At 42.7% G+C, this 20,808-nt stretch carries 18 protein-coding genes; 7 read left to right on the forward strand and 11 right to left on the reverse strand.

Going from position 1 to position 20,808, the window contains the following annotated elements; translation table 11 throughout:
- Positions 1-26: 26 nt before the first annotated feature.
- Complete coding sequence (locus KJK34_RS03380; protein WP_223052451.1) at positions 27-5,249, reverse strand: NACHT domain-containing protein; 5,223 nt, start codon at positions 5,247-5,249, stop codon at positions 27-29.
- A 298-nt stretch (positions 5,250-5,547) separates the two neighbouring features.
- On the opposite strand from KJK34_RS03380, the gene KJK34_RS03385 reads away from it, so the two are divergent.
- Both KJK34_RS03385 and KJK34_RS03390 read left to right on the forward strand, forming a co-directional pair.
- Positions 5,548-6,603: a site-specific integrase gene (locus tag KJK34_RS03385; RefSeq protein ID WP_369075496.1), complete on the forward strand. Its 1,056-nt coding sequence runs from the start codon at positions 5,548-5,550 to the stop codon at positions 6,601-6,603.
- Positions 6,604-7,044: 441 nt separating this feature from the next.
- Positions 7,045-7,335 (forward strand): hypothetical protein, encoded by a 291-nt coding sequence (locus KJK34_RS03390; protein WP_223052452.1) that lies wholly within the window; start codon positions 7,045-7,047, stop codon positions 7,333-7,335.
- 152 nt (positions 7,336-7,487) lie between these two features.
- Here KJK34_RS03390 and KJK34_RS03395 read toward each other — a convergent pair whose 3' ends face one another.
- Entirely contained in the window at positions 7,488-8,306 is an 819-nt protein-coding gene (locus KJK34_RS03395) for a hypothetical protein (RefSeq protein WP_223052453.1), read from the reverse strand.
- Complete coding sequence (locus tag KJK34_RS03400; RefSeq protein WP_223052454.1) at positions 8,290-8,568, reverse strand: hypothetical protein; 279 nt, start codon at positions 8,566-8,568, stop codon at positions 8,290-8,292. The genes KJK34_RS03395 and KJK34_RS03400 overlap by 17 nt, the downstream gene beginning before the upstream one ends.
- 108 nt (positions 8,569-8,676) lie before the next feature.
- Here KJK34_RS03400 and KJK34_RS03405 point away from each other — a divergent pair, with 108 nt between their 5' ends.
- Positions 8,677-9,912, forward strand: coding sequence for an FRG domain-containing protein (locus KJK34_RS03405; RefSeq protein ID WP_223052455.1), 1,236 nt, complete (start codon positions 8,677-8,679; stop codon positions 9,910-9,912).
- A 62-nt stretch (positions 9,913-9,974) separates the two neighbouring features.
- On the opposite strand, the gene KJK34_RS03410 is transcribed toward KJK34_RS03405, so the two are convergent.
- Genes KJK34_RS03410 through KJK34_RS03445 form a run of 8 tightly spaced genes read right to left on the reverse strand, consistent with a single transcriptional unit; the run spans position 9,975 to position 15,205 of the window.
- Positions 9,975-10,757: a PRTRC system ThiF family protein gene (locus KJK34_RS03410; RefSeq protein ID WP_223052456.1), complete on the reverse strand. Its 783-nt coding sequence runs from the start codon at positions 10,755-10,757 to the stop codon at positions 9,975-9,977.
- A complete protein-coding gene (locus KJK34_RS03415) occupies positions 10,757-11,458 on the reverse strand; it encodes a PRTRC system protein B (RefSeq protein ID WP_236937574.1) in 702 nt (233 codons plus the stop codon). Before KJK34_RS03415 ends, KJK34_RS03410 begins: the two co-directional genes overlap by 1 nt.
- Positions 11,427-12,614 (reverse strand): hypothetical protein, encoded by a 1,188-nt coding sequence (locus KJK34_RS03420; RefSeq protein WP_223052458.1) that lies wholly within the window; start codon positions 12,612-12,614, stop codon positions 11,427-11,429. The genes KJK34_RS03415 and KJK34_RS03420 overlap by 32 nt, the downstream gene beginning before the upstream one ends.
- Positions 12,615-12,630: 16 nt before the next feature.
- A complete protein-coding gene (locus tag KJK34_RS03425) occupies positions 12,631-12,849 on the reverse strand; it encodes a PRTRC system protein C (protein ID WP_223052459.1) in 219 nt (72 codons plus the stop codon).
- Positions 12,794-13,441: a prtrc system protein e gene (locus tag KJK34_RS03430; protein WP_223052460.1), complete on the reverse strand. Its 648-nt coding sequence runs from the start codon at positions 13,439-13,441 to the stop codon at positions 12,794-12,796. The genes KJK34_RS03425 and KJK34_RS03430 overlap by 56 nt, the downstream gene beginning before the upstream one ends.
- A gap of 6 nt (positions 13,442-13,447) precedes the next feature.
- Positions 13,448-13,636 carry a hypothetical protein gene (locus tag KJK34_RS03435; RefSeq protein ID WP_223052461.1) on the reverse strand — a complete coding sequence of 63 codons (189 nt, stop codon included), beginning with the start codon at positions 13,634-13,636 and terminating at the stop codon, positions 13,448-13,450.
- A gap of 47 nt (positions 13,637-13,683) precedes the next feature.
- The gene (locus tag KJK34_RS03440; protein ID WP_223052462.1) at positions 13,684-14,727 is read right to left on the reverse strand and encodes a DUF932 domain-containing protein; all 1,044 of its coding nucleotides are present in this window, start codon (positions 14,725-14,727) and stop codon (positions 13,684-13,686) included.
- Positions 14,728-14,755: 28 nt separating this feature from the next.
- Positions 14,756-15,205: a single-stranded DNA-binding protein gene (locus tag KJK34_RS03445; protein ID WP_223052463.1), complete on the reverse strand. Its 450-nt coding sequence runs from the start codon at positions 15,203-15,205 to the stop codon at positions 14,756-14,758.
- A gap of 407 nt (positions 15,206-15,612) precedes the next feature.
- Between KJK34_RS03445 and KJK34_RS03450 the strand changes: the two genes are divergently transcribed.
- The 4 genes from KJK34_RS03450 to KJK34_RS03465 all read left to right on the forward strand — a co-directional run bounded on the left by KJK34_RS03450 (position 15,613) and on the right by KJK34_RS03465 (position 20,806).
- Entirely contained in the window at positions 15,613-16,080 is a 468-nt protein-coding gene (locus KJK34_RS03450; RefSeq protein ID WP_223052464.1) for a GIY-YIG nuclease family protein, read from the forward strand.
- A gap of 28 nt (positions 16,081-16,108) precedes the next feature.
- A complete protein-coding gene (locus KJK34_RS03455; RefSeq protein WP_223052465.1) occupies positions 16,109-19,297 on the forward strand; it encodes a sacsin N-terminal ATP-binding-like domain-containing protein in 3,189 nt (1,062 codons plus the stop codon).
- Between the two features lie 247 nt (positions 19,298-19,544).
- The gene (locus KJK34_RS03460) at positions 19,545-19,904 is read left to right on the forward strand and encodes a hypothetical protein (RefSeq protein WP_223052466.1); all 360 of its coding nucleotides are present in this window, start codon (positions 19,545-19,547) and stop codon (positions 19,902-19,904) included.
- Between the two features lie 611 nt (positions 19,905-20,515).
- Positions 20,516-20,806 (forward strand): helix-turn-helix domain-containing protein, encoded by a 291-nt coding sequence (locus KJK34_RS03465; protein ID WP_223052467.1) that lies wholly within the window; start codon positions 20,516-20,518, stop codon positions 20,804-20,806.
- Positions 20,807-20,808: the final 2 nt, after the last annotated feature.

Below are 20,808 nucleotides of genomic sequence, written 5' to 3' on the forward strand. Positions count from 1 at the left end.
GCTGCAACGATGGTACAATTGATATCTTAAAACAAAACCCTTTCCTGCAATTCCAATCCAATACTGTTCTGCCGGGCCACGAGATATAGGATGGTTTCTTTTAATGCATTGAGCGTTGTCGGATTTCCTTTTATGTCCTCCTTATGCTTCTCCCAAAGGAAGCTTGCTGTCTTTGCAAGAGTATCTTCACATTCGAATTCTCTGCGAACATAACCTTTCGGCGGGCCAACTTTATCGGTGGCAATCCGAAGCCTGAGGTATGTAATTACAACATCGATCCCTTCATGTAAAACCAATTTTCCGGCGGTAACTGTCAATAATGTTAGTACTCTGCAAATGACTTCCTGGTCATATTTTTTGGTAGCGGCCCACGCAATAACTTTTTGGATTGCCTTGTCATAAAAATGTGCATAACTCAGGTTTTTCCACCATGGGATCATTCGGTCTGAGATGCTGAATAGGGTAAATGCAATAGTGGATGGCCTTCTGTATTTATCACTATTCCAAGTGGGCTGCACCAAAACAAATTCCGTCATGGCTGTCCACTCCTCAAAAAATTTTTCCCGCTTGGTTTCCTGCTCGATATTGCCGATGAAATAAGATTCGATTAAATGTTTCACCCATTCCTGGGCCTGGTTGCCATAAGCAAGTAGCGGCTTCCAAAAATCCGGTGGTGCAAGATTATCATCTGGCTGGATATCCAATAACAGCTCTCCGATTTTTTGGATAACAAAAAAATGAAATTCATCGGGATATTCCCGATCAGGCTCCACCTCAGTTACAGGGCCTAACTCAAACACAATCTGGTTAAGCGCCTGCTGCCACAACGCAAGAATGTGTGCCCTATCCGCGCCGGATAATCCCTCGAGTTTTGGTAACGCTGCAAAAAGATGCTGTAGTATTTTAATATCGATTCCAGGCAGGAACCTATTACCTTCATCGTCATTATCTCCCCATTTTTTTCTGCCTTTTTTTGCAAGAAATCGCAGCTCTGACCAGTCAATTAAACTTGAGGGTATAGTTGCATTAATAAAGTCGTCAGCAATTTTTTGGAGGTGCTCGTTCAGGACAAAATCTTCCGGCTGTGAATGCTCCCCAAAGTAAGTTCTGGTCGACAGTGCATATGCTTTATACCTCGCTGCCGCATATAGCAATATAAGGTTCTGGAGCTGCACAAAATCCTTATCGGCCCAGCCAGATTGCTTTGCTAGGACCATTAGCAGGTTTTTGATGGTTGCGTAGGGGCATTTGAGTATCAAAGACGAAATCATTTTCCGGATTGGTTCACTGGCCCGGTCATTATGCCATTCAAGGCCCAAGATGCGTGCGGCAAAAGAGTGCCAGGAATCGCCCATATCGCCTTGTAGCAAGCCATAATCATTCTGCACATAAATTTCAAGTACATCGCCCAGATAGCTGAGTATTGTTGTTTTAGCCTCAGGGTTGGTGTCCAGCCAATTTTCAGAATTGTAGAATAATACGGCGCTCCCGCCAAGGACAATCCTGTGTTTGCCTCCAAGATACTCATAGGGAGCATCGTCGTCAGAACCGATTTGCTCGGTGATCGTCTGCCATATGGCAGCACATTGCTCTGGGCTAACCATTTCTCCTTTGTCTATGATCTGCATGCATTGAAATGGGAAAGTAAGTAAGCTGTTACTTGATTCAAACTGCTGCCTTACCTCTTGGAATTCAGAGGCAAGTTCCGAAGGTTCAACATAAGCTAAAACAGCCTGTCCATTATGATCACGTGTCTCATAATTGTCCCTGTTGAAAAAAGAGATTAGCCTTTTGATATAATCGCCAGTCCGTGCATCGTCACCTATTTTAGTAAGTATGGTGTTCCAGTCATCCAATATGCCTGTAAACAAATCTTTAATCTCATCATTATGCATGTATAGGGTAATGGCGGCCGATCCAATGGATCGTTTGCGATGCGGCATTTTATGCCACTCATTTGCCAATTCCCATGTCTCCTTTCCCAGGAAGTTTGAGCCCATCATCTGGTGTTCCTCAATTCCGTGCCCACCGAAATCAAGGCCTTTTTCCCAGAAGTAAAATGGGAGTACACCAAACATCGGTTGTAACGGGCCTGTAAAAAGCACGGGGTTATATTTTCCCATTGAACTTAAGACTCCCAAAAAGGCACATGTAGTGGCATTGTTTAGTATATAAGCAATATATTCATCTATAGGCTGACCATTATCAACAGTGTCTATTAAAAATTTTTCTAATGACTGTAATGCGCTTACAACAGCATGAGGTCCGCTAGTGCTGTTCCTGAACCAGTAATACATTCTCTCGTCTCCAATAAAATCTTTATCAGTACCACCGACAGGCATCACGAGTTTTGGTATATCCTTGCCTTCGTGCGTATAGCTGTTCGTCCACTGCGTGGCAGCAAAATTTACCAGCTTAATCACCAATTCTATGCCTGTCCACGGATGGTGCTTAAAGAAATACATGAATGGGCCCCGTGTATAAAATGGAGGAAACCATCTTCTAGGTCGATTGATGTCCAAATGATAATGCGAGGAATCATATCCGAAAGAAACTTCCCTGGGCGGTTCAATAAGCAACGCCAGACAAACTTCCATAGCTTTTTCAGGAAGCTTTTGGATCATTGGCTCAAGGGAGCCCTTATCCAGGCAAACCTCTTCAAAAGCATCGTCTACATTTTCATAAGGGCCGTCAGGCCACTGCTTGGCATCCCTGATCTTGGCTCCCGCAAATAAAGATTTTGGCCTGAGCTCAAAACCTTTATCCGTATCTGACTTGGGTCTCTCGACTTTGATTCTTTTGCACAGCTTTAGCGCAAGTTCAGCCACTTCATCAGGGCGTTCGTGTACTGCTGCAAGAAATGCGGAATAAATTTCTTCATCTGCGTCCCCACTTACAAAACCACGGTTCAGCTTGAAATCAAACATCCATTTGGCATTAGCTAAAGCAATCTCCGCGGCTTCATCGCGGTAAGGAAATCCTGGCTTAGTGTAAGTAAACCACAAGGAACATAAATTTGCAATTTTAAGCCTTGCATACTCTAATATACTGTCTTTATGATCACGTATGAAACTGATGATATCAGGCCAATACATAAAGTCCGGCACTCGGGCATAGGAAGCAGCTTCGGCACCGGTAATACCGTCCATGTCCTTGGCAAATTCCATCACATTATGATTGGGAACGGTGGCTTTGATCATGAACTGGTCAATAAATCTCCTAAACATCTTTCCATCGTCCTCTTTCAGGTATTCCAGTACGGATTCGAGATGCCTGTAAGGTGAGGCGGAGAAAAACAACGATTCCAGAAGCAGGTCCTGTACGATCTTTTCGGCAGGCTCGCTTTCTGAAAGCCGTTTCATTAAGCTGATCCAGGCAGCAGCACCGCTTTCATTATCCAGAAGGTAAATGCCATAAAGCCGGATTGCCTTTCGCCAAAGCGGTGAAACCAGTTGTATTGATAAGAGATAACTTTTTATATCCTGGTCTTTGGAGCGGAGTAGCTTGTACCTCGCCCAATCGCCAAATAAATCATGGACCAGGTATAGCTTATCGGTTTCCTCATAAAGTATTTTCTTTGCTTTCAGGCTATCCAATGGCTGCATGTCGGGGATGCTGAAATCTGTTACGGGCACACCTAATGCAAATTGCTGTGCCTGCTTCTCTCCAAATGTGTGCATGAAGCGCGTGCCTATAGAATCAAACTCTGCACTCCAAATCCAATCGATGATTGTTGCTTCCCCAATCAAATCCTTTTCCGGTATAGGAGCACCCGAAGTAAGTTTTATGGCCAGCATATCGACGTACTTCAAATTATTCAGTACGGTTTTCAGATGCTTATGCTTATACAGGTCTGCAAGTTCAGGAAAATGCGTACGCAGCTCACCGACATGATTATACATATTGAGCCTCACGGCAAAATTTGCAGCACTTAAGGATATATTAATCCTGCTCAACCGGCTTATGACATCCCAATAATCCTCATTTTGGCATGTAATAATAATTTTCCAGCCGGAATCGGGTGACTTTGCGATTGAGATGATCTCATACAAGACACGAAGTTCTTCTTCCTTCAAAATCCTGTCTATCCCGTCGATAACTAAATATGATTGCCTTCGGATATTTTTAACCACCTCCGATAAAGGATGGTGAAGTCCAAAATAGTGAGTAAGGTTTCCGGCTCCAATGCTGAACGCGTCGATCCATATAAAGTTTTCGTAAATATCGGCCTCTTGCTCCAGAAGCTTTTTGACCAAAACCGATTTGCCATAACCCGATTTACCCAAGACAAATACGGCCTCATTATTTTCAACTTCCCCTTTCAGCTTATCAAGTTCATCCTTTCTCGGCAAGTCTATATAATTACCTATTGTATGGTGAAGTGATGCGACGGCCATTTTACTAACTGTAGAGATTTTCTTCCACTCACTTACGTAAGTTGGATGGTCTGCTAGATTATGAAGCGTTCTTATTTTTTTTACCAAACTGTCAAGGTCAAGATAGCTTTGCCCAGGTGCATATTCACTTCTCAGTCGGCATAAGGAATCGTATAACAGCATTTCCGCATTGCCGTCGGTATTGCGCAAAAGTGGCCGCAACACTGCGATGAGCGAACTTTCGCTTCGGGATGAGGGGCTTTCAAAATCAAAGTCCAGGAAATAGAGACGGCTCAGTAAAGTGACCGTATCGGAATCACTTATACCGTGTTTTGCGGCAAGGTCTTCAGGGCATTGAAAATTCTTGAAAAGCGTCATTTTCGAGGCGGAGAACCCCTTGTCAGGTTGGGAGATGTTTTCCAAAAATATCGCAGGGTCCATTACTTTGGCAGCCTTGAGCAAACCTATCAGGTCGATGCCTATGGATGCCGGTGCCGGTGCATTGACAATGCAGAGATAATCTTCTAGGGGATCAAATATCCGGGCTGGCTCGCCTGTATATTGGTTCCACAGGTCGTAGAGTAATTCTGAAGTTGGCCCACTTCCGGAAAACTGAACATTGCTCTTGATCGATACTGCCATCCTGCTTTCATCTCCCTCAGCAGATTGTTGGGTAATGAGCAGGTCATCAAAAAGCCATCCCTGAGGTCGTACCTGAAAATCAATCCTGGCAATTTTTCCGATTTCCTTGTCAATGGCAATAGTATTGCCTAACAGGTGGGAAATAAACCAGGCAGTTACTTTATCTTCAAAAGTGAATCCACCTCCGCCGGTTTGCTTGGCGGTCGCAACATTTCGGATAGTATCTGACATCTGTTATTTTTCTATAGATATCAAATATAATTTATTTTAGGTGAAGGGGTAGAGTTGAAGTTTGTAAAAGTGTCACTGAGAATTCTAAAAATGTAATGTTTGATAGTGGACTGGTTTAGCAGATACTCTCGTTTTGAAGTGACAGTACATCGGTGAAGCAGTTGTAAAACTTTAATTGATGTAAAATATTAATAATAAGGTTAATAACTTGTTTTCTGTGGTGGATTAGCGATTTGTATGTTCTCTATTTTTGTGATGCGGAGCTTAAATGTAGCTTTCAATATACAAGATACTGATCATGTTAGCACATAATTTTTCTATTAGTTTTTTTCTTAAAACGCCCCGATTTGATCGCGCCGAACGATATATTTATTTAAGGATAATAGTGGATGGTAAACCAGCAGAAATTTCCATATCCCGCAAATGTTTGTTGAGCCGGTGGAACCAAAATCTTCAAAGAATGACTGGGGATGATGATACGGCACAAACCCTCAACCACTTTTTAGACCTTATAGTAAACAGAATTCATCAGTTTAGAAATGAGCTTTTCTTTAATAAGCAGGCAATAACGAGTAAAAAACTAATTGATCATGTTACCGGAAGGGATAATTCCTCAGCCAAGGTTATCCAACAATTTCAAAAACATAATGATGAAATGCTGGCTTTAGTTAAAAGTGGGAATTATGCGTTTGGAACTTATGAGCGTTTTGAGATCTCGAAAAAACACTTACAGGAATTTCTCCAATACCGATACAAGATTGATGAAATTGATTTTAGGGATATAACCTTAGAGTTTATCAAGAATTACGAATTTTATCTTAAGACCGTAAAAAATATCAGCAATAACACTGCATTAAAATACATTACAAATTTCAAAAAGATTGTCCTGATCGGTATTGATCTGGAAATAATTTTGCACAACCCTTTCAAGCGGTTTAAGACAAGAAAGATCAAGTTGTTTAAGCAGCCATTGACTAGGGAGGAACTGTTTAAAATTGAGCATCATAAGTTTGATTTGCCACGCCTGTCTTTGATTAGGGATATTTTTGTCTTTCAGTGTTACACTGGCCTTGCCTATGCAGATACTTTTAATTTAAAGAGATCAAATGTCAGTGTTGGAATTGATGGGGAGTTATGGTTGATTTCAGAAAGGCAGAAGACGGGGAGGCCAATAAATATACCGCTATTACCAAAAGCACACGAAATTCTGGAACGCTATAGAAAGCATCCGCAATGCCTTAAAAAAGATTCCCTATTACCCATTTCGTCAAACCAGAAGATGAATGCTTACCTTAAGGAGATTGCCGATCTATGTGGAGTTAATAGTGCCCTTACCACGTACCGATCCATATAGTCAAGGAGATGCTAGGACATCATTCTATTCAGCAAACCGAGGAGTATGCAGTCACAGAGCAACAGGCCATAGGACGTGAAATGCAGCGTTTAAGACGAGGATTAGATACACCTATTTTGGATGAAAATGCTCTAAAGCTAGCAAAGCTTGAAGCAGAACTCATGGAACTGAGAAAACATATGGCATACGTTGAAAAAACCTGAGTTATGGAAAAATTGAATCAATGGCTTGACAATTTCAAAATAATCCCGAGTCTCAGGATCAATACTTTAGACACTGCATCCTTTTTCAACCTTGTCATAAGTGTCCGATTTATTGTTCCAGCAATTCATCACCTTCAATAGAGATTGCGAGGAAAATATCTTTTTTTGAAATAACCTGCCTGTTTTTTGCAATTCCATATCCAGGAACTGGGATTAATTTTACGGCTTAATCCCGTATATGACACGACATTCTTTCACCCCTGAAGGGGAAGCGGCCCTGCATGCTGAACTTCTTGAGTTTGATATTGAACAGTTGCAGAATGAGACAATGCAGCTCTCAAAAAATCCATTGGGCTGGCTCGCTTCCCGATTTGAATTGACGGTGCAACAGCTTGAGCTTTTAAGGGCACTGGATGCATCCTTTTTGCCATACATCGGGTTTGGCCTTTCAGGAGCCCTAATTTCAAGGCGGCCTTTCCTGTTTAAGGGCTGGGATTCACAGCCGGACAAGTTCCGACGCGTGTTGTAATGATCAATACCATTTGTGTTACTTACGAGGATTCGAAAGGCTTTACGGCGGATGGCGAAGTAACCATTACATTAGATAAGGATTGCTGAATTTGCGCAGTCCGGGAGCACTTTGCACCGATGCGGAGGCAGCACGCAGGTGCCGCCCTGTTCTTAACTCCGTCCTGAGTTAATAATAATTGCTGTAATGGGATCGACTGCGTCTGCCTTTTCACTTGCCCAGTGTAACCACTCCCTAAAATTATCTGTTACGTTGCCCTCTGCTGACTCCTGTTGCTGCGCCGCATCGATAAGCCTCCTTATCTGCTGCGCCCTCTCATACTGCTCTGCCTGCTTTAGCAGGGTATCCGTTCTTTGCTGTTCCGCTCGCCGGATGGCTTCTTGCTCAAGGCGCAGCTTTTCTTCTTCCCTGCGCCGTATTTCAGAAAGACGGCACTCTTCACGCCATTTCGCTTCCTTCTCAGCATCAAGTTCAAGACGGGCTACAATCTTGGCCAGCATGCTTTCCAGCCCGGTTTTATTTTCCAGCCATTGCTTATCCCATGAGTGCCTGCCTGTCTTGAGGTGCAGCCTGCCATTAGGAACAATCTCCGAGGTCCGCCAGTGGCCTTCGTCGTTATAAACCCGATTGCCTGATTCCCGCAGGGTAAGATCGAGTTCAATTGTATCAATTATGGCATAGGTTGCTGCCCCCCGTACGATGACCTTATGACCCCGATATTCCAGAAGCTTTATGAGTGTATCAAAGAACCGAAGCGCTCGCGGCTGCGTGTCCTTCTCAACATAGATGCTGAGACAGGCGAACGGGCTCTTATAGCTATAGCCTCCTTTATGCTTTTTTGTGTCGGACCAATACCGCCTTGTTTCCTTGATGAGGAAATGCGGCTTTTCCAGCTCATCAGGAACGGTTAGCGGTGCAGCCGGATCTCCCTTGATCTGGCGTACCAAGAGTGTTTCAGGGGAGACATCCATTGCTCAGCGGATTATCCTCCCCGCGAAGGGGCAGCTCAATCGCATCCCTATCCATAGCAAAAGCCGGCAGCTTTTCGGGCCTGACCGGCTTGTTAAACTTAAGCTTCTGCCAGTATCCGTTAAAGGGGATAGGTACCTTGTATTTTTTGCACATCTTGCGAAGGCCATTATCGGATATGGCATAAGTCTTCGCCAGTTGGCTCAATGGCGTACTCCATATCAATTCATAAAATTCCTGCCGTGTCAGGGTTACTTTTTTCATGAAAATAGATTTTGACTTAAAGATAAAAATCTATAATTGAAACAATTAATTCATCTAATTTTTTTTGTTTTTGAAAATGTGTAAATTGCTGATCACAATCACTTACATATGGCAGCACAAGATGAATTTGAGCTTAAAGTACAGCTTACAAATGAATATCTCCGCAATGGTGGAACGGAAAAAATACCTGATCCCAATCTACTGCAGGATCTAATTGACTTCAGGGTTGATGTTCCCGCTACACATTCACCCAGATTAAGAGCGTTCATGAATGTTATCCTGCACTCACATCTCATTCCTCCTTACGTTGGTCATGAGGCAATGCCTGAGTACCAGTCTTTGCTTCAGAAATCATTTTTCTTTGACCAGGTAGAGATCAATACTGAAGCCGAATTTGATGTTATATATGACAAGTATAAAAATGCGGAAGGTATGTTATTCCGCGGACAACGTGAAGCAGCATGGCGGCTTTACAATAAGCTCCAGCGCTCTTGGATAACAGAAAAGTTGGAAGAAAAAGGATGGTCGATAGAAACGCTGCTGGAACGACTAGCCGATAAAGGACGCGAGACATTTGATGAAAGGATACTAGAACTATTAAAGGAGCATAACGTAGATGTACTAAATGATCTTGCTGTTCTTGGTTTCCTTCAACACCACGGCTGTCCCACACCCTTAATGGACTGGACCTACAGTTTTAGGAATGCGCTTTATTTCGGATTGGACCATCTATCAGAAAACGAGGGACCGAAGGAAATCAATAACTACTTCAGCGTGTATTATATTGAAGAGGAAAATCTCTCCGGCATGCGGAAGCTAATGGAAGAAATCTTTGAAGAGCAGGGCAGAGAAGCTGCTGTAGCTGTAATAACCGAGATAGCAAAAGATGATGCACAGCGTATAGAGATGGAAGAACATTTTAAGGGGCGCAGTCTTTTTGATATTAAGAGGGTCTTTGGTTCCGGTTTGATAAAGCATCTCACCATGGCCAGACACCTTACAGGCTTTGATCTTATGTTCTTTAGCGATAAAGATGCAGAAAAAGGTTTTATCTTTTCACTTAATAACAGCCATAATATAGTAAACCAGCAAGGGGTCTTTGTATTAAACGCCAGTCCTTACAAACCCCTCGAAGTTGCAGGTAAGGACAATTACGCCGAAGCATTTCCTGAGGGAGATACAAAGGAGTATCGTTTTTGCGAATGTTTTAATATCAAAAAAAGCCTGGCACCTTACATCATTAAAAAGCTGGAGGCTGACGGCATAACCAAAGATCATATTTATCCAACGCCTGAGGTGGATAGCTGGCCTGTTTACATTGATGTCATAGGCTCAGGCACCTAAAGATTTTAGCAGTCTTGCGCCGCAAGAACCCCGGGATGGTTTACATGGTGGAGTGCCGCCGCCTAAAGCGGCAACGGCAACGTCCTGAATTCTAAAAGGTTGACAAAGATACCCCGCTGCTCGGTAAAGCCCTTTCTAATAAGCTGCCACAACAGGCTGCAACCCATTTGTGCCAATACGGAGTTGATGAACAAATCCTGCTTTTCGAGGGCTTCGGCAAGGGAGCAGCTTGGCAGGTCTTCGGTATCGCCCTGTGTGAGTAGTTCCCCAAATTCACGGGTGACCTGTGGCAGGCTGCCCACAGGTGTGAACTTTTCCGAAGCAGGCTGTTTAATGCTGCCGATTGTGGAAAGGATAACCTGCCCTGTGTCCCTGCTGTTACCGAAGTCCATCCAATAGCGGGGCGTATCGGTACGGTGTGCACTCAAATCCAAATCGTTCAGTACCTCGGAAATCCCGAAACGGGCTGCTGCGGTGTCCACACAGGAAATATAAATCGCATTCCTGCCTGTCGTTGTATTAACGGTAAAAGGCTTTTCGACGGCTTTCCGTGCTGTGCCGAAAAAACGGTTGGTACGGGTAATGAGGGCGGTTGCTTTAGATAACCCGACTTCACACTCTGCAAATAACTGCCTGCCACGATTGGCATCAGTAATTATATCATCATCCCACAGGCTGACCTGAAAGCCTGCGTGTCCCAATTGTTGCAGGCTGTGGGACATCCGTGCCAAGCCTGTCAGCACCTGTGAGCCTGTACCGCCTGCACCAATCAGGCATACGCTTATCGGGTTGGTCGGGTTCAGTAGTTCAGGTGCGGTAAAGTGTGCCTTTATTTTAGTTTCCATTACAACAGGTTTTTAAGGGTTAGCGGTGTAGGTCTTAGGGTATCGCTCGGAAATATTTTTTCAGGGTCTGCCATCAGTTCTTTGTAGAGGTTAAACAGGTTAACACCTACGGGGTTGTGGTCATTGATGTGGTGCGAAAAATAGCTTTCAAAAAAATAGCCCTGCCATGCGCCAATAAATTCCTCCAGGCTGGCAGCGGATTTAATGGCAACATTGACATTACCCATACAGACATAGCCTTTTTGGTAGAGGTTAAAGAATGGGGCATGGTATAAACGGGTTTCGGCTTTTGGTTTGGCTGTGCCTTTAAGTGCAAAGATTTGCAGCTCTTTTTTATTAGCTTTCCAAACGAGTGCAGGCAGGGCAACTATGCCATTTTGCAATCCAAGGCTTTCGGCAAAATACAGCGTTTGCCGTTGGGGCTTGGTATACCATACCACACTGCCGTTATCGGACGGGTCGATATGTAAAACGTTAGCAGGCAGTATGCCCTCGGGGCGCAGGAACGCCTTTCCCGCTTGCTCACGGGTATCAAGGGCTTTGGCAAGGCTTTGCGCTTCCCTGACCGTTAGCGGGTGCGGGTTTACAGGGCAGCCAGTCTCGTCCATATCATAATATTCGATATACGGGGCAGCATAACCGCTTGCCGTAAAAACGACAAGGGCGGCTTTAGGATGGAACAGTTGTACGTTCGTTGCCATAGTCATAGCCGTTTAAGAGGTAACACAATTCATTTAAAAGTGGGAACAAACGGCACTCAAAGTCAAGTGTGTCGGTGTCCTGCGGTTGCCCATCAAAGCAGCGTTTCAGGACAGGCTCCTGTTTACAGACGCTTTCGTTAAAGTAGGCGTTAACCGACTGTTGTACGTTTTCATACAGCCACCCATCAGTACAGGCGACAAACCCGATGTATTTTTCCATCGTAATACAGTCGTAATCATCGCATCCGTCCTCTTCAAAATCGGGCAGGCAGCTTGTATCGGCATGGCGGTATATGGAAGTTCCAGGGTAGTCCTGCCACAGTTGGTAAAATTTTTGGGCGATACTTTGGCATTGCCTGTCAAAATCATCATGGGGCTGAAAGCTGTCGAGCCATTCCCCGAAATGGTCAAGATGTATGGTATTCCAAATCCTGCGCAGCATCGTTTCCCCATAGTGCTGTGCAGCCCGTAACTGGCTTACATAGTCGTAATAGTCTTTTTGCTCCCAGTCATCGGGGTCATTTTGTACCCATTCCGATACCATTTCGTACTGCCAGTACAGGAAGCTGTCTTCTGTGTAATAAGGAATGTTTGCGGTGTGGTACAGGTAACTGAAAACACAGAGCAAGAGCCGTGCGCTTTTACGGTGCTTTTTGTCCTGCATCATATAATGCAGGGGCAGCACAGGGATATAAAACAGCGTGTTACCTGTATAACAGGATTCTGTTGCTTCCACTGCAAAACTGCCGTTATGCTCCAATACTTCCATCTCAATATGCTGTGGGTAGGTTTGGTTGAGCAGCCTGCCTGCTTCGTACAGGACAACCTCCTTGCCGTAGGGATAGGCAAAGCCTGTGGTGTCCAAAGGTTTTATTTTATAATGTTCACACAGCAATTTTAAGCTGCGGTAAAAATCTTTCTTTTCTGTACCGCCTGCGATTGCCTGCCCCGTGTAGTGGGGCAGGAAACGGGTTTTCAGAAAACCATAGGCAGCAGCCCCGCAGGGGCTGACCCCGGGCGGTCGGCAAGCACTTCGGAGGTGTCTTTCCTGCGCTGCAAGCCTATTAGGAATTCGCCTGCGTTTTTGTGCAGCAGCTTTTGCCTTTTGTTTTGGGGCAGCCGTAACTGCCCCGTTAATATCTTTAGCATAGTCCATAATGTTAATAGTATCATTATCCTTTTGTACCCATTGTGGTTTCAAAACGGTACTGCACGGTATCGTTGGTAATTTCAGGCCCTACCGTTTTTGCGGTAGTCAGGCTCGGGTAGGTATTCGCATAGAAATGCATCACGGCTTCTACGCTCCATTTCGGGTCGGGGTCAGTAAGGGCAAACTCATTGCCCTTGTCCTTCATCAGGAATACCCTCGGCAGTAGTGTGGTCTGTAGCATCTTGTTTGGTTTTAGGTTCAACATTCGTTATATCGGTAGCAGACTGTCCTGCGCCAAACAGGTCGGGGCTGAATTGAGCCGACAGGTTCGACCTGCGTTTTTGCATTTCCTCGGATTTGTCGGGGAACTCGGAAGTTTTGGGAACTTTTAACCACGCTTCCCTGTATTTGCCTGCTGCTTCGAGTTTGTCGACTTCCGCCATAATACCCTTGTATTTCATTGCTTTGATTTCCTCGGGCGTGGCGGGCTTGTCCGATTTATCGGCTTTATCCATTTTTTCGGTTTTTTTCTTTTCCATCGCTGCGTTTTTCTTGGCAGCTTCCTGCCCTTTAAGAAACTGCTCCATATTCACGAGCAGTTTAGAGGTTTCGGCTACGGGTGCGCTGACAGCATCAAAAAAGCCCTCACACAGTTCCTTTGCGCTGCCTTTAAGTATCAGGGGCGGTATATGGCTTTTGGCGGCATCCCCACAACCGTCATTTTGGAGCAGTACGGAGGTGGTCAGTTGTTCCCCGTCCTTTTTGACGGTAATGTTCAGGCAGCCCTCGAAAGGAATGGCTGCGATATGGGCGAAAAAATTGGTAACTGGCATAATGTTTTATTTTTTGGGTTTACGTTTCGGTTCGGGGTTGCTTTCGATTACACGCCTAATCAGGTTCAGGGCGGTTGCGGTGTCAAAGGCATCGGCTGCGCTCATGGCAACATGGTCAAGCCTTTCCATAATCGGCAGTACTTTTTTTAGTGTGGTTACTGCCTTGCGTTCTGTGGTTTGTGCTAATATGCTCATAACTATAAATTTTATGCTGCACCGCTTAGCGGTGCAGCGGTTAACTATCAGTTGGATTGCAGGGCAACCGCCCCATCTTTGGCAAAGCTCCCGCACAGGTCAAAGGCTTTTTGCCCCCGTGCCTGTGCCGTGCCGCCCAAACAGATGGATTTTAGTTTGTCCTCATCCGTTTTAAAGCTGCGCACATTTTGGTAGTAGCCCGTAACGGCATTGTAGGCACCAAACAAGGTGCCTTTAGTGGTAGCCAATGTTTGGGTATCGTCTGCCATTGCATACTCGAAAGCAGCATCACAGGCATTTTTATACATGGTCGAAAGTTCCTCGGTAGCCCCTTTCTTTAAGAGGTTGTAGGTTTCTTTGTTCGGGCAAAGTGCCAACTGTATCAGTTGCTTTACCTGTTTATCCTCAATACGCACATTAGCCCATTGGTTAAAAATGCCCTCCAATTGTATTGAAAGGTTATCGGCAACGCCCATCACTTTGTGCGCCTGCTCCAAACGTTCTTTAGCCCCTGCGGTATGGCGTATGCGTACCACGTTGGTAGCGGTTTTCAGGGCTGCATTAAGGGTGTTTTGGCAGACGATGCGCACGGGCGTAAAGGCTGCGGTTATTGAACCGCTGCCATCGTGGGAGGTGGTCAGGAAAATATACTTTTGGGTTACATCGTCCCCGTTGCCTACACGGATGTAGCCGGGCAGCTTGGCAGTGATAAAAATGCGTTCCCCGTTGCCGAGTGCGCCTGCGGTTTCATAGAGTATGCCCTCGCCACCGCCTACAATGGCATCAAAAAAGGCGAACGCATCGGCATTCTGTACTATTTGGTAATCCTTGCCCACCACACCAAAGACGGCTTTGGTATCGGTGCGCATGGTGGCGTACTGGTCGGGTACTGGGTAGGTATCGAATAGCCCTGCACCCCTTGCAAAAATCGGGGCTTTGGTTACTTCGTAGTCCAAGCCTGCAACGGCTATCGCTTCACGGCTTGTAGGATAGTTTTCTACTATCTGCCCAAGCCCGTGCCATGCGGGCTGCTTTACACTCATAAAGGCATGTTGCCCTGTTGCTTCATTGAAATTTATATTATGTGCCATGATGTTACAATTTAAAGGTTAAACGGTTTTAGAATGGGAGGTCATCGTCTGGGGCTGCACCATTGGGTAGTATTTCGGCTTCGTACACAGGTGCTGCGCTTGCTGCGGTCTGGTTTACAGGATGCGCCTGTTTTTCAGTTTGTGGCTGTCCTGCCTGTGTTTCGGCTTTGTTGCTGCCCCCGTGCAGTTTAATGTCGGTGGTGTTAAAGTTCAGCCCCGCTTTAGGCTGCCCATCGTTGCCCATCCACGCACGGGCAGACACACGCCCTGCAAGCTCTACAAGGCTGCCTTTGGTCAGGTACTGCGCTATGCCTGTAGAAAACCAGTAGGCACAGTCAAAAAATTCGGTCTGTGTGATACGTTCCCCGCTGCGCGCCTTATAACTGTTGCTAACCGCCACTGAGAAGTTCACCACCTGCCTGTTGTCGGACAGCGTACGCACCTGGGCATCCGCTGTCAGTCGTCCTGTAATTTCCATAATCGAAAGATTTTAAGTTTGACAAAATGTTCTGTTACTTTCCCCAATCCCGCATAACATTTTCCAAAAGAAAAAACGGAAAAAAAAGAAAGCCAGCCCAAAGCGGGCGGTAAGGGTGCGGCGTGCTATAAGTCCCGGAGGGTGGCCCGCGCGGCAGCCGGAGCCATTATGCGCACGGAGCAACCGCCGCCTGCTAGCTTAGCTGCCCTTTTTGGCCGTTTTCGCATTGGGAAGTAGTTTTTACCTAACCTAAAACAGGTGTTTTTACGCATTGCAATCTCCAAATTATACTCTATATTGGCGAAGTTAGGGACGTAGCTGTTCTAAATTATTTGGATTCAGTACTATCGAATTAGCGCATGATTACCAAGGATTCATAACCAATCTCACAGCATATTAGAATATTTATGTACAGTAATTTAAAAGAGAATGTTTTAGCGGAACAATTGGAGCATTCACGTAAGATGTTGATAAATGGCAGTAAGATCAAGTTCAAGAAGTGCAGGCTTTGGAGGCTAGATAATATCCCATCAGTCCCAGGTGTTTATGCATTTTTTGATGCTGATGGAAACATCCTCTATGTAGGAGAGTCAGGAAATTTAAGAGAAAGAAAGAATGAGGTCAACCGGACAGTTAATCACAGCTTTCGCAGGCAGATTGGAAGCGTAAAGTTTCAAGGGATTAAATCAGGCAATAAATTCTGCGGAGAGGTAGAGTCGCAGCTGGACGATTATTTCAGTACATACCTTTATGTATCTTTTATTGAAGTCAATTTTGGACGATTGGAAATAGAGACATATATAATCACATATTACCAGGAATTGCTCCTTAATTCGGTCAAGAAAAGAAAGCTGGTGATTAGCGCTACACAATAATAACATTATACCAACATACAATCATCTTATGGAACCAAACAGGGAACAAATCTTAAAAAACGCTGAATACGAATCTGAGATATCAGATCTTAAACAACATGCAGACAAAATGCTGCGGGGATTTGAAAGCTTTAACGCATTGTCAGCAAATCGCGCTATTTGGGAAATGATACAGAATGCATGTGACCTTACTACGGAATGTGAGGTTATTATTGATTATAGTGGTGAACATTTTTCATTTACACATAATGGTAAGCCATTTACAACCAAATCACTTATTTCGCTGATTAAACAGGTTAGCGGGAAATACGGGGAAGAGTCTATTACGGAAGTAGGAAAGTACGGTACTGGTTTTTTAACTACCCACACTTTTGGAAGACAGTTTCTGTTAAATAGTGTCCTTCAAGCCGGAGATACGCATTTTGAAATCAAGGATTTTCTAGTTGACAGAAGACCCAAGGAATGGAGGTCGTTGAGTTCTAAAATAAAAGAACAGAAAGATAGCGTCTACACCCTTATAAAGGAAGCTACAGTTATTACTGCCCCGATTTACAAGACTAGGTTTACATATATTGCAGAGACGGAGCAAGAATTGGAATATAGGTTAAATTCCGCACGCGACCTGGATGAGTATTTTCCTATCGTTCTGACCATAAATGAAAGGCTTAAGAAAGTTAAGGTTTGTGAGGCGAATGGTAATATCAAGCGATTTGAACGTATAAACAAGTCATTGATTGATGGTAACGATGAATTCAGTTTGTATAAGACTCTCATATCGACTACAGATGGAGAAATAGTTATTTATTCTATAGTGGGACTTGACGATGATATCGAAATTCTTTTACCGATAGATAAAGAATTGAATACCCTTATATATTCCAATAATATAGCAAAATTATTCCTCTATTATCCACTGGTGGGCTCAGAAGATTTTGGAATTAATTTCATCATAAATGCTACTACATTCTTACCCACTGAGGCTCGTGATGGTATACATCTTATGAGTAACAAGGATCAGGTAAAGGATCAGGAGGAAATCAATAGGGAGATAATCTCAAAGGCATCTGCGCTAATTTTTAATTTTCTTACCAGTAATCTCATCGAGATAAATAATCCCCTGCTCTTGGCTAAAATCAACTTTAAGCGCAATTCTGAAAATCTGTTATTGAATGATTATTTTGAAGACCTACAGCAGAAATGGACCAGTAAATTCAAGCAGCTGCCTATAGTCAAAACTGCCGTAGGCTTTATACCGGCAGATGAAGCATGCTTCTTCAGTGAGGAACTATTGCAGGATGATACAGTTTTCGCGGAAATTTATGAAATTGCTTCACAGTTCTATGATAACCTGCCCTCCATAGATACCATAGCGCTATGGAGTTCTTTTGTCCAGCAATGGACAGACGAAGAAATCACATTTATTGGGCATAAAGATTTATTTTCTTTTATCTCCAGCCTAAGTTTGGAGAGTTTTAAAAGGGAAACTTTGATAACGTATTATAAAAGCCTTATCCAAGAAGGCATACCTTCTTACTTTTCCCAGTATGCACTACTTCCGAATAAGAAGGGACAATTTTCTCTACTTCCGGACCTTTTGATTGCCAAGGAGATCGATGAAGTGTTGCTGGAGGTAGGTGAAGTTCTGATCCCTTCCTCAACATCTAAACTTATAGACGAGGACTTTCATCTATCTTTCAATTGCAAAAGCTTTACGAGAAGGGATTTTTCCAATGATGTTAAGACAATGCTGGATGATATTGATGCAGGTTTACACATATGTATTCCCTCGGAAGAAAGCAGAGAACAATATAATTTATCATCAGGTGAAAAGTTTCTGGAGCGAAATTTTTTTGATGCATTGCTTAAGTATTGCATGCTCAAAAACAATGTTGATTCCAAAAGCAAGCCGTCAGAACTTATCAGGATAATATGCCAATATTATGAAATAGATGATAATTTTATTTTCTTGCCTAATACAGAGCTGCCAGAGGAAGGACTAAATATAAGGACTGCGAGGAAAATTCTCGTACAAATATTTTTCAATCTTTTAGAATTGCATAAAAAGGATTGGGTTGCAGAAAATATAGGTCTGTTGTATGAAATTGGAAACTACAATGACGACAGCCTTAAAGAAGCATATATGGATGCTGCCATATATCCCAGTCAAACTAATGAATTGCGACAGGTTATTGATCTAAAAAGGGATATTGATGGTGATTGGGATATGGTTGAACTTTATAACAGAGTCACTTCAACAGATATAAGGCAAGATTTGATTTACAGGCAGTTCAATACTTTTGTCGCTGAAGACCGCTATGTTGATAATAAATATCTTGCTTCGGCTGTAGAACAGATATTTTTTCAAACCGAAAGTGTTGGGATTAATGATCATCCCTTTAAGGACGATATTCTTTCTGTTATTGCAAAAATAAGCAGTGCGAAATACAAAGCACTCTTTCCAATATTGGACAGGGAAAAAGCTAAACTTATGCTTGATGTAGTAACTAATGAAAATACAAAGGATGATATTTTTTCTATTGTTGTTCTTAAAGAAAACCAATTGAGGCAGATTGGACAGTTGGTACAGCATGAGAATTTTGAGGCTATTCTTCAAAAGGCAGCAATCGTATTACAGCAGGAAATACATAAAAAATCCGATTTTATGCACAAGTACAAAATCGGTACGCGTATTGAAGGATTAATAAGAGAAAAGCTTTCCTCACAACTCTCGGAACGAATTTCATTTGTCAATCAGGATACCATTGAGGCATCCAATGAGCAGGGTGGTCAGGATATTATAGTATTATTAGATGGAGCTCCGGTATATTATATTGAAGTCAAGTCCAGATGGGATTCGGAAAGCTCTGTGACAATGAGCAAGCTGCAATTGCAGCGGGCTGTTGAAACTGAAACAAGATATGCGTTATGTAGCGTTGATATTTCTAAGTATAATGGACAGACAGATAAGTATGCGTTGGCCATTGATGAGATCCTGCCCTTGACGAAGTTTGTAACCAATATCGGAAGCTCAATCAAGCCACTGATCGTATCCAATCTTTTTGCCGAAAAGAATCAGGAACAGAATATACATCTTATTGATTACAGAGGTGTTGTGCCGCAGCGAATGATAGGTTTAGGCAATGAATTTGACAGCTTTATAAATATACTTATCGAACATATAGAAAAAGCATCTATAAGTGCCGCCCAACAAAATTAGACAGTACTGAATTAAAGAGTAGAATTTAGCCCATATTATATATTTATAATGAAAACAAAAAAAAGATGCGCTTATTGCCACCGTGAGGTTGAAGACATCACACGTGAGCATGTCGTGAACAAGGCTTTTATTGATACGTTTTATAAGAGTGGTAAGGGATACTTTAAAGCATTCGATAAATATACTGAGGTCTATCCTGTAATCCGTGATGTGTGTCTGAAGTGCAATAATGAGGTGTTGGGGCAGCTTGATGCTTATTTCCTTACATTTTAATAATGATAATTTACCTCGTTTCATTATTGGTTCGGAAACAAAGATTAAAATTAATTATGATTTTGAACGTCTCTCTAAGTGGTTGTTAAAAACATTATACAACTCTGAACGTAAAAATAGGAGAGAAGAAGATCAGGTGCCTTTGAAAATGCATAGATATAGAGAATATATAATCGGGACAAAAAAGGACAGCAAGCTATTTAAGATTTATATGGAATTACTGCGCGATGTGCCTTTGGAAGAAATTCAGCAGCATTGTGAAAATATTCCTGAAGATTTCATAGGGAAGATTGATTTTCTAAAAGTTGGGACTATAGTGCTTAAAAGCAATTAATAGGTTAGATACTTTCAAAATTACTTCGTATGAAATTAAAACAGAGATTAATACTGATTATGATTTAAAAAAGTATTTCTTTCAAACAGTATCTAATTCTAGTTGGGCAAACTATGGGTATTTAGTAGCTTATGATATAAGTAGTACACTTTTAGAGGAAATGAAAAGACTTAATCAATCTTTCGGAATAGGAATTATTGAATTGAAATCCAATCCTTATTAGAGCCGTGTTTTATTTACTGCAAAATATAAGGAATTAGATTTTTTTACTATTGATAAGCTATGTAAAATTAATCAAGACTTTGAGAAGTTTATAGAGCAGGTAGAGAAGCTAATGACTGCAAGTGATAAATACAAAGCATCTGAGAAGGAATTAGTTGAATTTTGTGATGAAGTTTTCCAAAATGATACTGAAGTTGAAGAGTATTGTAAAACTAAAAAGATACCTTGGGAGAAAAGTTAAGTTATTTCAAGGTTAAAATGGAAGTGATGTTTACGAGTAGTGAATATCAAATTTAATATTCTTTCAAGATGCTTCATGCATCTTTTTTTATTTCTTATTGTGACATATTTGTCAATGATTAATGTGTCAAAAATGTCAATTTTAACACATGAGAAATGTTGAAGACAAATATTTTATTGCCCTCTCAAACCGGTTGAATTTTTTGATTAAGGAGAAAGGGCTGGAGATAAGTGATCTGGCTGCTTCTGCTAATTTAGACAGAAAGCAGATATACAGGCTTATCAACAAGGAAAATATTCCGACCCTCTTGACCCTGATCAAAATATGCCTTGCCGCAGGTATAGAACCCAGAACTCTTTTTGATTTCAAATTTGATATGGTGGGATATATGCAGGAGAATTCAATATTTCAGGCAAAACCCAAGCATTTAAAGAAATAACC

Source organism: Flavobacterium coralii, from assembly GCF_019891545.1.
GTDB lineage: Bacteria > Bacteroidota > Bacteroidia > Flavobacteriales > Flavobacteriaceae > Flavobacterium > Flavobacterium coralii.